Annotated in this window: 15 protein-coding genes and 1 other annotated feature; of the genes, 11 read left to right on the top strand and 4 right to left on the bottom strand. The window is 43.1% G+C overall.

The window, feature by feature from the left end:
• Window positions 1–3 precede the first annotated feature (3 nt).
• Genes ACSLGF_RS09540 through ACSLGF_RS09530 form a run of 3 tightly spaced genes read left to right on the top strand, consistent with a single transcriptional unit; the run spans window position 4 to window position 1,080 of the window.
• Window positions 4–723: a PRC-barrel domain-containing protein gene (locus ACSLGF_RS09540; protein ID WP_456004708.1), complete on the top strand. Its 720-nt coding sequence runs from the start codon at window positions 4–6 to the stop codon at window positions 721–723.
• A 13-nt stretch (window positions 724–736) separates the two neighbouring features.
• Window positions 737–928, top strand: coding sequence for a hypothetical protein (locus ACSLGF_RS09535; RefSeq protein ID WP_003216308.1), 192 nt, complete (start codon window positions 737–739; stop codon window positions 926–928).
• A gap of 20 nt (window positions 929–948) precedes the next feature.
• Window positions 949–1,080, top strand: a complete 132-nt coding sequence (locus tag ACSLGF_RS09530) for a YrzQ family protein (RefSeq protein WP_078061693.1) — start codon at window positions 949–951, stop codon at window positions 1,078–1,080.
• A gap of 36 nt (window positions 1,081–1,116) precedes the next feature.
• Here ACSLGF_RS09530 and ACSLGF_RS09525 read toward each other — a convergent pair whose 3' ends face one another.
• The 4 genes from ACSLGF_RS09525 to ACSLGF_RS09510 all read right to left on the bottom strand — a co-directional run bounded on the left by ACSLGF_RS09525 (window position 1,117) and on the right by ACSLGF_RS09510 (window position 4,068).
• Complete coding sequence (locus ACSLGF_RS09525) at window positions 1,117–1,767, bottom strand: amino acid ABC transporter permease (RefSeq protein WP_456004705.1); 651 nt, start codon at window positions 1,765–1,767, stop codon at window positions 1,117–1,119.
• A gap of 15 nt (window positions 1,768–1,782) precedes the next feature.
• Window positions 1,783–2,436, bottom strand: coding sequence for an amino acid ABC transporter permease (locus ACSLGF_RS09520; protein ID WP_456004702.1), 654 nt, complete (start codon window positions 2,434–2,436; stop codon window positions 1,783–1,785).
• A gap of 80 nt (window positions 2,437–2,516) precedes the next feature.
• Entirely contained in the window at window positions 2,517–3,326 is an 810-nt protein-coding gene (locus ACSLGF_RS09515) for a transporter substrate-binding domain-containing protein (RefSeq protein WP_456004699.1), read from the bottom strand.
• Between the two features lie 13 nt (window positions 3,327–3,339).
• Window positions 3,340–4,068, bottom strand: a complete 729-nt coding sequence (locus ACSLGF_RS09510) for an amino acid ABC transporter ATP-binding protein (protein WP_456004696.1) — start codon at window positions 4,066–4,068, stop codon at window positions 3,340–3,342.
• 225 nt (window positions 4,069–4,293) lie between these two features.
• On the opposite strand from ACSLGF_RS09510, the gene ACSLGF_RS09505 reads away from it, so the two are divergent.
• The 8 genes from ACSLGF_RS09505 to ACSLGF_RS09470 all read left to right on the top strand — a co-directional run bounded on the left by ACSLGF_RS09505 (window position 4,294) and on the right by ACSLGF_RS09470 (window position 12,649).
• Window positions 4,294–5,358: an AI-2E family transporter gene (locus ACSLGF_RS09505; RefSeq protein ID WP_456004693.1), complete on the top strand. Its 1,065-nt coding sequence runs from the start codon at window positions 4,294–4,296 to the stop codon at window positions 5,356–5,358.
• Window positions 5,359–5,401: 43 nt separating this feature from the next.
• Window positions 5,402–5,611, top strand: a binding site (T-box leader).
• 79 nt (window positions 5,612–5,690) lie between these two features.
• A complete protein-coding gene (gene alaS, locus ACSLGF_RS09500) occupies window positions 5,691–8,327 on the top strand; it encodes an alanine--tRNA ligase (RefSeq protein ID WP_456004690.1) in 2,637 nt (878 codons plus the stop codon).
• Between the two features lie 89 nt (window positions 8,328–8,416).
• Complete coding sequence (locus ACSLGF_RS09495; RefSeq protein WP_024718370.1) at window positions 8,417–8,683, top strand: IreB family regulatory phosphoprotein; 267 nt, start codon at window positions 8,417–8,419, stop codon at window positions 8,681–8,683.
• A 3-nt stretch (window positions 8,684–8,686) separates the two neighbouring features.
• Complete coding sequence (gene ruvX / locus ACSLGF_RS09490; RefSeq protein ID WP_099727745.1) at window positions 8,687–9,103, top strand: Holliday junction resolvase RuvX; 417 nt, start codon at window positions 8,687–8,689, stop codon at window positions 9,101–9,103.
• 15 nt (window positions 9,104–9,118) lie between these two features.
• A complete protein-coding gene (locus ACSLGF_RS09485) occupies window positions 9,119–9,400 on the top strand; it encodes a DUF1292 domain-containing protein (protein WP_456004687.1) in 282 nt (93 codons plus the stop codon).
• Window positions 9,401–9,549: 149 nt separating this feature from the next.
• Entirely contained in the window at window positions 9,550–10,119 is a 570-nt protein-coding gene (locus ACSLGF_RS09480) for a biotin transporter BioY (RefSeq protein WP_230030503.1), read from the top strand.
• Window positions 10,119–11,579 (top strand): acyl-CoA synthetase, encoded by a 1,461-nt coding sequence (locus tag ACSLGF_RS09475; protein ID WP_456004768.1) that lies wholly within the window; start codon window positions 10,119–10,121, stop codon window positions 11,577–11,579. The genes ACSLGF_RS09480 and ACSLGF_RS09475 overlap by 1 nt, the downstream gene beginning before the upstream one ends.
• Entirely contained in the window at window positions 11,564–12,649 is a 1,086-nt protein-coding gene (locus tag ACSLGF_RS09470; protein ID WP_456004684.1) for an acetyl-CoA C-acyltransferase, read from the top strand. Before ACSLGF_RS09475 ends, ACSLGF_RS09470 begins: the two co-directional genes overlap by 16 nt.
• Window positions 12,650–12,712: the final 63 nt, after the last annotated feature.

Below are 12,712 nucleotides of genomic sequence, written 5' to 3'. Positions count from 1 at the left end.
AGCGTGAAGACAAACCCACGCATTCGGTGTCAGTCCTGCGCGCTGGTGCTCACGAATGTTAAATTCGCTCCGCGCCAGTGCTCGTCTTTCCTAGACTTCAAGGGTTTTCATATCACGCTAAAAGAAGACAAAAAGCTAAAAAAGATCATTTTAGCTTTTTATCAACAATCTGAATGGCTTCCTTCATGGAAGCCATTTCTTCGTATGAGTCATGAAGCAAACGCACACGATAAGACTGTTCCGCAAAAGGTGGTTGAGCACATTTTGAGAACATGTCGAGAGCTTGAAGGGATGTCGATCTATACAGGTGAGCAGTCTCATTCACTTGGTTCCATCAAAGATATTTGCTTATTAGCCGGCGGCAGCTGCGGGGGATATGTGTTAGATGGGAAAAAGAAAGACTGTGCACTCATTCCATTCTCAGCTGGCGATAAGCTGACAGACAAAGGTCTATATGTGAGCTGCCAGGAGGGAGTAGGAATAGATTCCTCTGCCCCATCCTTATTATTTTCGAAATTGAAAAAGAAAATGATGCAATCACCTGAGGGTGAAAATTTAGGCATTTTGGAAGATGTATACTTTTGCGCAAATTCGGGCACAATCGTAGCATATGAACTCTCAGACGGCTTCTTTACAGAGCTATCAGGGATTCGAAAACAGCTGCATGCTGCCGGAACCTTGATGAATGTTCAAAAGGAAGCACTTGTTCTAAACCGAACGTAAAGAGGTGCTGATTATGCTCATTTGCCCAAATTGCAAATGTAAAGACATCGGAAAAATTGGGGTCAATCAATATTATTGCTGGGGCTGTTTTATTGAATTGACGCTGTCAAAAGGCAAAATATCTACACACCAAGTGGAGGAAGACGGTACACTAAGCAGTTTAGATGATCTGTTTAGTGATGATGAACGTTCAATTCAACTATAAGTGTTAAGGGGGAATTTCGAATGGGCAAAATGACTTCTTCACTATTAACGCTTGGTGCAGGTGCACTAGCATATCACTTTGCGAGTCGATATGATATGCCATCGAAGCGGGATATGAAAAAGCTAAGAAAACGTGTTATGCGTATGCTTTAAACAAAAGGGACATCCACCATGAGCGGATGTCCTTTTTTATGCCTGTCTGTATTCTAAACGGCGTGCAAGTAGGGATAAGCTGAAGTTGACAACAAAATACATCATAGCCGCCAATAGGAAAATGGGCAGTAAGTACGATTGACTCTGACCGTTTAAAATTTGTGCGTGATGCAATAATTCTGGAAGAGCAATCACAACGGCAAGCGATGTATCCTTTAAAAGTGAAATAAATTGACTCACAATCGGCGGTACCATACGGCGTAAAGCCTGAGGCATAATAATCGTTTTTAATGTTTGAATATAGGTTAAACCAGAAGATCTGGCAGCTTCGACCTGACCTTTATCAATTGATTTTAGACCGCTCCGAATAATTTCTGACAGCATGGCTGATTCAAACACGGTTAAAGCTGCTATGGCAGAGGCTGTAATGCTTAGTTTGATGCCGATTTCAGGCAGTGCAAAATACGTAAAAAAGATGATCAGCAAAAGCGGCAGGTTCCGAATGGTTTCTACGATGACTGCAAGGACCTTTGATAAAACCGGAATTTGAGTGAACCGCAATGTGCCAACGACTAATCCAATGATAAAACTCAAAATGATGGAGATAAAAGCCACTTTTAAGGTGACAGCAAATCCTTCAAGTAAAAAGGCGAGATGATCAGGCTGGTAGGCACCTATAAAATCCATTGTGTTTCCTCCTTTCTAGTGGCTTCTTGCTAATCTTCTTTCTAAATGACCAACGCCTAGACTGAGCGGAATGGTTAATAGCAGATAAAACATGGCAACAAAGATGTATACATCAAATGTCACAAACGTTCTAGAAGCGATGAGGTCTCCTTGATACATGAGATCAAACCCGGCAATGACACCTAGAATAGAGGAGTTTTTGACAAGGTTAATAAATTGATTCCCAAGAGGGGGGACGACAATTTTAATCGCTTGCGGAAGAATAATATATCGCATCGTCCCGCCGTATGAAAGACCAGAAGCCCGTGCTGCTTCCATTTGCCCAAGCGGTACAGCTTGTATACCTGCTCGAATGGCTTCAGCAATAAATACAGAAGTATAAATGGAAAGAGCTATGGTTCCAGCTGTGAAGCCATCTGCCACAATACCAAGCACAGGTAAACCAAAGAAGAAAACAAATGTGATCAATAATAACGGAATATTCCGAATAAATTCCACGTAAGCCGTTCCTAACCAGTTGAGCGGCTTCAGTGGAGCAATTCTCATAATGGCAATGAGTGTACCGATCAAAAAGCTTCCAATCAAAGCAATGACACTTGCGCCGATGGTATATTTAAACCCTTCTAAATAAAGATTGAAGTTTTCAGTTAAAATTGAAAACCGCAGCAATCAGTTCACTTCCTTCCTGGTCAACAGGGGAGCCAATGAGCGGCTCACCTGTGGGCATTGATCTTGATTTAATCAAACGATTATTCTTTGATCCATTTTTTATGAATCTTGTCATACTCTCCATTGTCTTTTAAAGTCTTTAACACTTTGTTAATGGCATCTGTCAATTCTTGGTCCCCTTTTTTCACAGCAATGCCATAAGGCTCATCTGTAAAGGTGCCGCCGACGACTTCGTAATTTGAATCCTCGTCTGCCATACCAAATAAGATGGCATTATCTGTTGTAAGCACTTGCCCTTGGTTTGATTTTAGTGCTGTAAAGGCTTCCTGATAGTTTTCAAATTCTAAAACAGATGCTTCAGGTGCTTTCTCGCGGATGTTTTGAGACGAAGTAGAGCCTTTCACTGCAAGCACCTTCGTCCCTTTTTTCAAATCATCAATTGATTGAATGCCGCTTCCTTTTTTCACAAGCAGTGATTGTCCTGCTTCAAAGTACACATCTGAGAAATTGACTTCCTTTTTGCGCTCTTCTGTAATGGTCATGGTAGCAACAATTGCATGGATATCCCCTTTTTGCAGCAAAGGGATTCTTGTTTTAGATGTCACTTCTTTGAATTCTGCTTTTCCTTCATCGCCGAGCATTTCCTTTGCGATGGCTTTTGCAATATCAATATCAAATCCTTCGATATCTCCGCTGCTAGGATTTTTTAGACCAAAAAGACGTGTATCATTTTTTACGCCAAAAATGATTTTTTTGTCTTTCTTAATGGCTTCTAATGAACTTCCTTGCTTCGCATCAGTCGAGCCTTTTTCAGTAGAACCACAAGCAGCCAGAGCGGCCATACAGCAAGTCATAAAGAGTAATAGACCAAAACGTTTCATTTTTTTCATCAAACCATTCCCCCTAGTGATTTAAAATACGGCTTAAAAATAACTGAGCACGTTTTTCACGTGGTTTTTCATAAAATGCAGCGGGTGTTGATTCTTCAAGGATTCTGCCTTCATCAATAAAGACAATGCGGTCAGCCACTTCCCGGGCAAACCCCATCTCGTGCGTAACGACAACCATCGTCATTCCTTCTTGGGCCAGCTGTTTCATCACATCTAGTACCTCACCGATCATCTCTGGATCAAGAGCGGATGTTGGTTCATCGAAAAGCATGACCTCAGGTTTCATCGCGAGCCCCCTTGCAATGGCAACACGCTGCTGCTGTCCCCCGGAGAGTCTTGAAGGATAGGTGTCTGCTTTTTCAGGAATGCCGACTTTATTTAAATAAAATTCAGCTGTTTCCTTTGCTTCTTCCTTGCTCACTTTTTTGACCTTCATTGGCGCAAGCATAATGTTTTCAAGCACTGTCTTATGCGGATAAAGATGAAAGTGCTGAAACACCATCCCGATATTTTGCCTGACAAGATTGATGTTGGTCTTCGGATGCTGGACAGACACTTGGTTGACGAGTACATTTCCCTCATCAATGCTTTCGAGACGATTGATGCACCTGAGCATAGTGCTTTTACCAGACCCTGAAGGACCGATGATCACAACAACCTCACCTTTTTGAATATGTAGGTTCATGTCCTTAAGTACATGGAACTGGCCATAATGCTTGTTGACTTCTTCGAATGTGATCATGAAGAACCTCCTCTTGTGTTTATTTGGCTAAAGTGGATTCTAGCATACCTTGTGTAAAAATAAGTAAATAATGGAATGTTTTCTGACGAGATTTTACAGCAAACAAGTGACTTTGGATGGAGCTGTATGTTTCATGTGTATTCATTTTTAACAAAGTTAGGACAAATTTTATTTACATGGATAATTGCAGAAGATGGTTAAACAATAAGAAAAGGGGTGAAAAAGGTGAAGAAACGTCCGATCCAATTTCTAATATATGCTGCAGGTGTACTGCTTGTCCTTGCATCCTTACTCATTTTGGTTCAGCTCGACGAGTTATGGATGCCCATTTTTTTATTGCTAAAAGCGGTTCTTATTCCGCTGCTCATCGCCATTTTTATTTCTTATCTGCTTTATCCTATTGTCGAAAGACTGCACGGGCAAGGCTTGCCTAGAACAGTCAGTCTCTTATTGATTTATGTGCTGTTTTTTGGCGGGATTGGTTTTGCGGTCTACAAAGGGGCGCCTGTCATGATTACGCAGTTAAATGAGCTGTCAGAACAAATTCCTGTGCTTGCCGAAACCTATAATGGCGCTTTATCTCATATTCATCGTCATACAAGCCATTGGCCTGACGGGCTTCACGATCGGCTGGATCGTTTGATTGTTCAATCGGAAACATATGCAGCAAATGGGGCAGAGCGGATGATTCTTAGCTGTAAAGTATTATTGGATTACGCATTAGTCGCAGCGCTTATTCCTTTTCTTGTCTTTTATATGGTGAAAGATATGAATACAATGAAGCGGGCTGCATGGTATTTAACGCCATCGAGATTCCGAAAGAGGGGCCACGCTTTTGTGAAAGCGGTGGACGACTCGCTTGGTAATTATATTAGAGGACAATTACTTGTCTGTTCTTTAATTGGGGGGGCAGCAGCCATTGTTCTCTGGCTGTTTCACATCCCGTATCCGCTTGTCCTTGGCATGCTGATTGGGGCAACGAATGTGATTCCGTACTTTGGTCCGATTATTGGGGCGATTCCTGCTGTATTTATTGCTTTTACCATTTCGGTGAAGTCGGTGATGATTGTGCTGATCACAGTGGCTGTGCTGCAATTTTTAGAAAGCAATATACTCAGTCCGATCATCGTTGGGAGAAGTCTCCATATGCATCCTGTTGTCATTATGCTTGTTTTGCTCGCAGGAGGAGAGTTGTTTGGTTTAATTGGGATGATTTTAGCCGTACCAACTGCCGCTATTATCAGGGTCATGATTGCGCAATATATCCTGATGAGACGAAGCGTTCATTGACAAGACGAGCCGAGTTGTCTATAATAATTTCGATTCATACATATTGAATTCAATGATGGACCCGAGTACGTTAAAAAGCTGTTGCAGAGAGAGGCTTTATTTTGCTGAGAAAAGCCTTATCAGACCTTTAATGGAAGCTAGTCCTGAGTGCAGATAAACACTGCCGCTCTCTTCCGGCGTTATCGGATGTGAAGGTGATAGACGAACCATGTCTATAATCAGGGTGGTACCGCGAGAACATCTCGTCCCTGTGTAAGTAGTTTTATGCTTGCATAGGGCGGGATGTTTTCGTTTGTGTGGAGATTGATGAAATGAAAAGGGAGGATTTTTGAATGAAAACTTTAACTTCAGCTCAAGTACGTCAAATGTTTTTAGACTTTTTTAAAGAAAAAGGACATGCTGTAGAACCGAGTGCGTCCCTCGTACCGCACGATGATCCAACACTTTTATGGATTAACAGCGGGGTCGCGACATTAAAGAAATACTTTGATGGCCGCGTGGTTCCTGACAATCCGCGTATTTGTAACGCGCAAAAATCTATTCGTACGAATGATATCGAGAATGTTGGGAAAACAGCCCGCCATCATACGTTCTTTGAAATGCTTGGCAACTTCTCTATTGGTGACTATTTTAAAGAAGAGGCCATTGATTGGGCTTGGGAATTCTTAACGAGTGACGAGTGGATTGGCTTTGATCCGAATTTGTTATCTGTCACTGTACATCCAGAGGACGAAGAAGCGTATATTCTTTGGAGAGATAAAATTGGTGTACCTGAAGAACGAATTATTCGCCTTGAAGGCAACTTCTGGGATATTGGCGAGGGGCCGAGTGGACCGAATACAGAAATTTTCTATGACCGCGGCGAAGCATACGGTCACGACTTGAACGATCCAGAATTATATCCAGGCGGGGAAAATGAGCGTTATCTAGAAGTATGGAATCTTGTGTTCTCTGAATTCAACCATAATCCAGATGGTACATACACACCACTGCCGAAGAAAAACATTGATACAGGGATGGGTCTTGAACGAATGGTATCTGTCATTCAAAACGTACCGACGAACTTTGATACAGATTTATTCATGCCGATGATTCGTGCTGTAGAAACCATCTCTGGAGAAAGCTATGGGGAGACGAAGGAAAAGGATACAGCATTTAAAGTCATTGCTGACCACATCCGGACTGTTGCCTTTGCCGTAAGTGACGGAGCGCTTCCTTCCAATGAAGGCCGCGGATATGTGTTAAGACGCTTGCTGCGCCGTGCCGTGCGTTATGCAAAAACGATCCATATTCACCGTCCATTTATGTATGATCTAGTGCCAGTTGTTGCTGAGATTATGAAGGATTTCTATCCAGATGTACAAGCAAAAGAAGAATTTATTGCGAAAGTAATCAAAAACGAGGAAGAACGTTTCCATGAAACACTGAATGAAGGGCTAGCCATTTTGTCAGAAGTGATCAAAAAAGAAAGAGACAATGGCAGCTCACAGATTTCAGGCGAAGATGTATTTAAGCTGTATGACACGTACGGATTCCCTGTCGAGCTGACAGAAGAATATGCAGAAGACGAGAACATGACAGTCGATCGAGAAGGCTTCCAGACGGAGATGGAGAAGCAGCGTGAACGTGCAAGAAATGCGAGACAGGATGTCGGCAGTATGCAGGTTCAAGGCGGGGCTCTAGGTGATATTAAAGTAGAGAGTACCTTCGTTGGATACGAAAATTTAACTGCGGCATCCCGCATTATTGAATTGCTTCAAAATGGTGAAATTGTCGCGGAAGCACATGAAGGAGAAACGGTGCAAATCTTATTAGATGAAACACCTTTCTATGCTGAAAGCGGTGGACAAGTAGCCGATAAAGGGACATTAAAAAGCGCAGAAGCCATCATTGAAATCAAAGATGTGAAAAAGGCGCCAAATGGTCAGCATGTCCATGAAGGAGTGGTTGTAAGCGGTACGGCTCAAAAAGGACTTGAAGTGACTGCTGAAGTGGAATCAGCTCTTCGAAAAGGCATTGTGAAAAACCATACAGCGACGCATCTCTTGCATCAGGCGCTAAAAGATGTATTAGGCAGCCACGTCAACCAAGCAGGCTCGCTGGTGAACGAAAACAGACTTCGCTTTGATTTCTCTCATTTTGGACAAGTGACAAAAGAAGAATTGTCACAGATTGAAAAAATCGTCAACGAAAAGATTTGGGAAGGCATTTCTGTTGCCATTGACCTAAAACCGATCGCTGAAGCAAAAGAAATGGGCGCAATGGCGCTGTTTGGCGAGAAGTATGGCGATATTGTCCGCGTTGTCCAGGTAGGCGATTACAGCATCGAGCTATGCGGCGGCTGTCACGTTCAAAATACTGCGGAAATCGGTTTGTTTAAAATTGCGTCTGAATCGGGTATTGGTGCTGGAACACGCCGTATTGAGGCTGTGACTGGTAAAGGTGCCTACGAAGAATTAAATGACCAGCTGGCCATTTTAGAGCAGGCAGCTAGTGAGCTTAAGTCAAATACGAAAGATGTACCAAAACGCATCGCTTCATTGCAGGCAGATTTAAAAGAGGTTCAAAGAGAAAACGAATCTCTTCTTGCGAAACTAAGTCAGGCCGAAGCAGGCTCTATTTTAGAAAAAGTCAAAGACATTGGCGGAGTGAAAGTGTTAACAGAAAAAGTAAACGCCAAAGACATGAACCATTTAAGAACAATGGTAGATGATTTAAAAGCCAAATTAGGGTCAGCTGTCATTGTGCTCGGAGCCGTTCAAAATGGAAAAGTAAACATTTCAGCAGGAGTGACAAAAGACGTTATCGAAAAAGGTCTTCATGCAGGGAAGCTTGTCAAGCAGGCAGCTGAAATCTGCGGCGGGGGCGGAGGCGGACGTCCAGACATGGCGCAAGCAGGCGGGAAACAACCAGAAAAACTTGAAGAAGCACTGGCAATTGTCGAAGAATCTGTCAAATCCGTTTTATAATCAGGCAATGTAGTGTAGAATAATGGTATTAGATGAGCGGTTAGAAAAAAGCTTGCTAGTAGAATGTTGGAAGAGAGGTGCAAGAAGCAGTGAGTTCATTTGATAAGACAATGAAGTTTAACTTCTCTGATGATTCAGCTGAAACCAATGTGAATGAAGTACTCATTACAGTCTATGACGCACTCCAAGAAAAAGGATATAACCCGATCAATCAAATTGTTGGATACTTGCTGTCAGGCGACCCTGCATATATTCCAAGACATCAGGATGCACGCAACCTAATTCGTAAACTAGAACGAGACGAATTAATTGAGGAATTGGTTAAATCGTACTTAGAGACACATAAAGAGGCGTAAAACATGAGAATTTTAGGCTTAGATTTAGGCACGAAAACCCTTGGTGTTGCGATCAGTGATGAAATGGGATGGACAGCGCAAGGGATTGAAACAATTAAAATTAATGAAGCTGGCGGAGACTTTGGTCTCAGCCGCCTGTCTGAGATCATTGCGCAATACGGAGCGGATAAAATCGTACTTGGCTTTCCAAAGAATATGAATGGTACGGTCGGTCCTAGAGGCGAAGCCAGCCAATCATTTGCGAAAGTGTTAGAAAACACGTACAATGTTCCTGTTGTGCTTTGGGACGAGCGTCTGTCGACAATGGCAGCGGAAAAAATGCTCATCTCTGCAGATGTGAGCAGACAAAAGCGTAAAAAAGTCATTGATAAAATGGCGGCTGTCATGATCCTGCAAGGGTACTTAGACAGTTTAAATTAAAATGAGGTGAATCAAATGGAACACGGAGAAAAGCAAATTACAATCGTTGATGATAATGGAAATGAACAGCTTTGCGAAGTACTATTTACTTTTGAAAGCGATCATTTTAACAAGTCATATGTCCTTTACTACCCAATTTCTGAGCAGGACAACGAAGAAATTGAAATTCATGCATCAAGCTTCACACCGAACGAGGACGGTGAAGCTGGCGAGCTAGAGCCAATTGAAACAGATGAAGAGTGGGACATGATCGAAGAAACGTTAAATACGTTCTTAGATCAAGAAGACGAAGAATAGAACAAACAAAGGCCTGTGAATATGATCTTAAGTGATCTTTTTTCACAGGTCTTTTTTACGCAATATGTTAACTTGAATTAATTTTAGGTTGACATAAATCACTCGAGCTTTTACTCTATTTTTATCAAGGAATCGAGTGAGGGGCATGAATGTTGAAAATTCAAGATATGATGCAAATGGCGTTAATGACAGCAGTCGTCGGGATGTTAGGGTTGATCCCGCCGATATTACTTACGTTTACACCTGTACCAATCACATTGCAAACGGCAGGTCTTTTGCTTGCTGGGGGGCTGTTAAAGCCAAAACAAGCGCTGATCAGTTTACTTCTTTTTCTCCTGATTGTGGCAGCAGGCGCACCTCTTTTATCTGGAGGAAGAGGCGGGATTGGGGTCTTTTTTGGACCAAGCGGTGGTTTTTTACTTGCTTATCCAGTGGCTGCCTTTATGATCAGCCTGTGGCTGAACCGGCTGAAAAAAGTGACCGCTCTGCGTCTTTTTATGATCTATGCGGTATGCAGTATCGGGATTCTGTATGTATGCGGCATTCCTTTTCAAGCCATGATGATGCATATAAAGGTCACACAGGCAGCTCTGCTCAGTTTGATTTATATCCCAGGTGATCTCATCAAAGCTGGAATGTGTGCCGTCTTCACGATGAAAATCATCCAAGCAATGTCATATCGAAAAAGGGACATACATAAAGGGAGGCGAGCGGTTTGATTAGAATAACTGAAAGCTATGCAGGACATGCAAAAATGAAGCCAGATCATATCGCCATCATAGATGAACAAGAGAGCATCACTTATCAAGATTGGCATGAGCGTGTGCAGACATCAGCACAGTGGCTAAATGGAACGGCTCATCAGCAAAAAAGAGTCGCTTTTTTAGTAACAAATGGTGCTTCTTTTCTACAAATATTTGCTGGAGCGGCTTGCGCAGGGTGGACAGCCGTTCCTCTTGATCCGAGATGGAGTCATGAAGAATGTGTAGAAAAGCTCTTGTTAAGTGAAGCAGATCTCGTCATTATTGAGGATCGATATATGAGAAGATTTGAAAAGAACAAGGTAGACATGCTTGTTCTTTCTTTATCTGAATGGAAAGAAAGAATGAGCCTTATCACACACGTTCAATCTAACAAACACGATACCGAGGAAGATCCTGCCTTTTATATGGGGTTTACTTCAGGATCAACGGGTTCACCCAAAGCCTTTATGAGGCGTCAGGATTCATGGATCGAGAGCTTTCGAATGACGGCCTCTGAATTTGGGATCACTCATCAAGATCATGTTCTCATTTTAGGCACACTCTTATCCTCTCATTTTTTATATGGTGCCATCAGTACACTATACTTTGGCGGCACGGTGACGCTATTAGAAAAATTTACGCCAGAGAAAGGAAAGACAGCCTTAGAAAGGAGAGACATCACTGCTGTTTATACTGTCCCTATCATGACAGAATCATTATTGCAAATTGATGCTTTCGGAGATACTCCGCTTCTCGTCATATCCTCTGGGGCGGATTGGGGAATCTCTTCAAAAAAACAGCTAGTAACCAACGATCCCCATGTCACATTTTTTGATTTTTATGGAACATCAGAGTTGAGTTTTGTCTCCTATTTATCTTCAAACGATTTTCTGCAAAAACCTACTTCTGTTGGACGGCCTTTCTCTACGATTCAAGTGGAAGTGAGACGAGCAGATCAAACCGTCTGTCAGCCAAATGAAACAGGGAGAATTTATGTAAAAAGCCCGATGTCTTTTTCAGGTTACTTACACGAGGAAAAACAGCCAGAGGAGTGGCTGACGGTCTATGATATGGGGTGGCTGGACGAAGATGGGTATTTGTATATGAGCGGCCGTGAGAATGGCATGATCGTCTATGGAGGGCTGAATATTTTTCCAGAGGAAATTGAGCGGGTGCTAAATGAACAGCCAGAGGTGAAACGGTCGATCGTAATAGGCCTTCCTGATCCATATTGGGGTGAAATCCCTGTTGCCATTATTGAACAAGTACAGCAGACAAAGACCATTCGGCAAGCAGCCAAAGAAAAACTGGCGACTTATAAGATACCAAAAAAATGGCTTGTCATTGACCAAATGATCGAAACATCCGGCGGGAAAATCGCTCGTGCCAGCATGAAAAAGTGGGCGGAGGATCAATTGTCATGCAAGCAGTCATAGTGGAAGCAAAACGAACACCCTTCGGTGACAAAAACGGGATGCTGAAGGATTATCGCCCAGAGCATTTAGCGGCACCCCTTATTCAGCATTTGTCCCAGATGATGAAGCCAGATGACGTGATTTTAGGCAATGTGGTAGGGGGTGGCGGAAACATTGCTCGTCTGTCCTCATTAGAAGCAGGGCTTTCTCTGCACATTCCCGGCATGACCATTGACAGGCAGTGTGCCTCTGGTCTTGAAGCGATCAGGACGGCTTGCATCATGGTTCAATCGGGGGAGGGATCGATGTATATTGCTGGCGGGACTGAGAGCATTTCCAGATCACCAATGAAAGAAAGAGCCCGCTTTTCACCGGAGTGGATAGGAGATCCGCATATGGGAGAAGCAGCAGAGCTGACCGCATCAAGATTTTCTGTCACGAGAAGAGAACAAGATGACTATGCGCTTTTAAGCTGGGAAAGAAGTATAGAGGCATTCAAACAAGGAACGTATTCAGAAGAAATTGTTCCGATTGACGGGCTGAGCACAGATGAAGCGGCCGCTAAAATAAGACCGATCGCAAGGCTGATTAAGCGGGCAAAGCCTGTCTTTTTATCAGAAGGAACTGTGACCGTTACCAATAGCTGCAAGGAAGCCGACGGCGCAGCCGCAGTCGTTGTGATGGAAAGAGCGGAAGCAGAGGCCAAAGGCTTAAAGCCTAAGTTACGGTATGTCGGAAGTGCTGTGACTGCGATGCATCCGCATTTTCCTGCTGCTTCACCCATTGATGCGATCAAGAAACTCTTACATAAGGAACAGATGAAGATAGAGGACGTGGCGCTGTTTGAAATCAATGAAGCGTTTGCGCTGAAAGTGGCGCTGATTGCTCGGACGCTAGGAATACCTTATGACCGGATCAACAGAAGAGGCGGTGCACTTTGTCTTGGGCATCCGTACAGCGCATCGGGAGCTTCTATGATGGTGAGGTTATTTTACGAAGCTCACGCCTTACCGAAAGGAAGCTATGTCATGGCTGCCATTGGCAGTGGCGGTGGTGTTGGTTTAGCCGTATTATGTCAAGTTCTGTCATGAGATGCATGGGCAAGTAATTGCCGAACTCCGTCGAATCATGTACTATAAAGGCTAGATGTGAGG

The organism is Bacillus sp. A015 (assembly GCF_053851875.1).
This window is presented reverse-complemented; position numbering and strand designations above follow the sequence as displayed.

Coding starts and splice junctions, on each gene's coding strand:
- ACSLGF_RS09535 (WP_003216308.1), top strand. CDS start 737: ATGCTCATTTGCCCAAATTGCAAATGTAAAGACATCGGAAAAATTGGG.
- ACSLGF_RS09530 (WP_078061693.1), top strand. CDS start 949: ATGGGCAAAATGACTTCTTCACTATTAACGCTTGGTGCAGGTGCACTA.
- ACSLGF_RS09525 (WP_456004705.1), bottom strand. CDS start 1,767: ATGGATTTTATAGGTGCCTACCAGCCTGATCATCTCGCCTTTTTACTT.
- ACSLGF_RS09515 (WP_456004699.1), bottom strand. CDS start 3,326: ATGAAAAAAATGAAACGTTTTGGTCTATTACTCTTTATGACTTGCTGT.
- ACSLGF_RS09510 (WP_456004696.1), bottom strand. CDS start 4,068: ATGATCACATTCGAAGAAGTCAACAAGCATTATGGCCAGTTCCATGTA.
- alaS (WP_456004690.1), top strand. CDS start 5,691: ATGAAAACTTTAACTTCAGCTCAAGTACGTCAAATGTTTTTAGACTTT.
- ruvX (WP_099727745.1), top strand. CDS start 8,687: ATGAGAATTTTAGGCTTAGATTTAGGCACGAAAACCCTTGGTGTTGCG.
- ACSLGF_RS09485 (WP_456004687.1), top strand. CDS start 9,119: ATGGAACACGGAGAAAAGCAAATTACAATCGTTGATGATAATGGAAAT.
- ACSLGF_RS09480 (WP_230030503.1), top strand. CDS start 9,550: ATGTTGAAAATTCAAGATATGATGCAAATGGCGTTAATGACAGCAGTC.
- ACSLGF_RS09470 (WP_456004684.1), top strand. CDS start 11,564: ATGCAAGCAGTCATAGTGGAAGCAAAACGAACACCCTTCGGTGACAAA.